Genomic DNA, 1,273 nt, shown 5'->3' with positions numbered 1-1,273 from the left:
TAACCGCAAGGAGGACGGTCACCACGGCAGGATTCATGACTGGGGTGAAGTCGTAACAAGGTAGCCGTATCGGAAGGTGCGGCTGGATCACCTCCTTTCCAGAGCTCATCGCTCGCTGCGTTAAAGCGCTCACACTTGTCGGCTGTAAGAAAGACAGACTCAGGGGTCTGTAGCTCAGTCGGTTAGAGCACCGTCTTGATAAGGCGGGGGTCGATGGTTCGAATCCATCCAGACCCACCACTGTCTGTGACGGGCAGATCCCTTGAGTTGTTGTGACTGGGGGATTAGCTCAGCTGGGAGAGCACCTGCTTTGCAAGCAGGGGGTCGTCGGTTCGATCCCGTCATCCTCCACCAATCCTCAATGCCTAGTGTCCGGTAGCAGTACACGCCGGGGATTACGCATTGGCGATTGAGCCAGTCAGAGCGGTATGTGAAAACGTATCGGCTGTCGTTCTTTAACAATCAGGAAGAAGTAGTAAAGAGATTCATCCAAAACACACTTAGAGATGGGTGTGGAGTAGGTGAATCAGGGTTGTGATTGTATCAATGTATTTTTAAGTGATCGAAAGATTGCCTTGAAATACGGCGCAACACGAATACTCAACCTGTAGCGCGTGAGCCTCGCCATGAGCAATCATGGCCGAGACACACCCGTTATAGGGTCAAGCGAACAAGTGCATGTGGTGGATGCCTTGGCGATCACAGGCGATGAAGGACGCGGTAGCCTGCGAAAAGCTGTGGGGAGCTGGCAAACGAGCTTTGATCCACAGATATCCGAATGGGGAAACCCACTCCGAATGGAGTATCCATGACTGAATACATAGGTCATGTGAAGCGAACGCGGCGAACTGAAACATCTAAGTAGCCGCAGGAAAAGAAATCAACCGAGATTCCCAAAGTAGTGGCGAGCGAAATGGGACCAGCCTGCATTCTTTATCTGTACCGTCAGCCAAACGCTCTGGAAAGTGCGGCCATAGTGGGTGATAGCCCCGTAGGCGAAGGCGGAATGGAAGAACTAGGTATGCGACAAGTAGGGCGGGACACGTGAAATCCTGTCTGAAGATGGGGGGACCATCCTCCAAGGCTAAATACTCGTGATCGACCGATAGTGAACCAGTACCGTGAGGGAAAGGCGAAAAGAACCCCGGGAGGGGAGTGAAACAGATCCTGAAACCGCATGCATACAAACAGTCGGAGCCTCGCAAGGGGTGACGGCGTACCTTTTGTATAATGGGTCAGCGACTTACATTCAGTGGCAAGCTTAACCGAATAG

General features: G+C 52.3%; 2 tRNA genes and 2 rRNA genes. All 4 read left to right on the top strand.

The features are described from left to right. A 16S ribosomal RNA gene (locus M3I53_RS37905) occupies positions 1-98 on the top strand; the annotation flags it as partial. Positions 99-163: 65 nt separating this feature from the next. Further along, a tRNA-Ile gene (locus M3I53_RS37900) sits at positions 164-240 on the top strand. 38 nt (positions 241-278) lie between these two features. Then, positions 279-354 (top strand) — tRNA-Ala (locus M3I53_RS37895). 306 nt (positions 355-660) lie between these two features. Next, positions 661-1,273 (top strand): 23S ribosomal RNA (locus M3I53_RS37890); the annotation flags it as partial.

Origin of the sequence: Paraburkholderia sp. CNPSo 3272, from assembly GCF_024206495.1 — a bacterium.
Classification (GTDB): Bacteria; Pseudomonadota; Gammaproteobacteria; order Burkholderiales; family Burkholderiaceae; genus Paraburkholderia.
This window is presented reverse-complemented; position numbering and strand designations above follow the sequence as displayed.